Genomic DNA, 244 nt, shown 5'->3' on the forward strand with positions numbered 1-244 from the left:
GGCACGGACCGGATTCCCCGAGGTTGTCTTCGGCGCGGGCAAGACGGTCGAGCAGATCGAGGCGATCGTACAGCGTCTGATCGCTCACCATGACCGCGCACTCGTGACGCGGCTCACGCCAGAGCGTGGCGAACAGCTCGCCGAGGCGATCCCGGGGGCAGTCTTCCACGCCGAGTCGGGGCTGCTGCAGTATGGGGCGGCGGCCGAGCGGCTGCCCGGGCATATCGCCGTGCTGTGCGGCGGC

1 pseudogene is annotated in these 244 nt (G+C 70.5%); it reads left to right on the top strand.

Annotated elements, in window-relative coordinates:
• Positions 1 to 244: pseudogene (locus PA598K_RS35715) on the top strand (nickel pincer cofactor biosynthesis protein LarB); the annotation flags it as partial.

It is taken from the genome of Paenibacillus sp. 598K (genome assembly GCF_003851045.1).
GTDB lineage: Bacteria > Bacillota > Bacilli > Paenibacillales > Paenibacillaceae > Paenibacillus_D.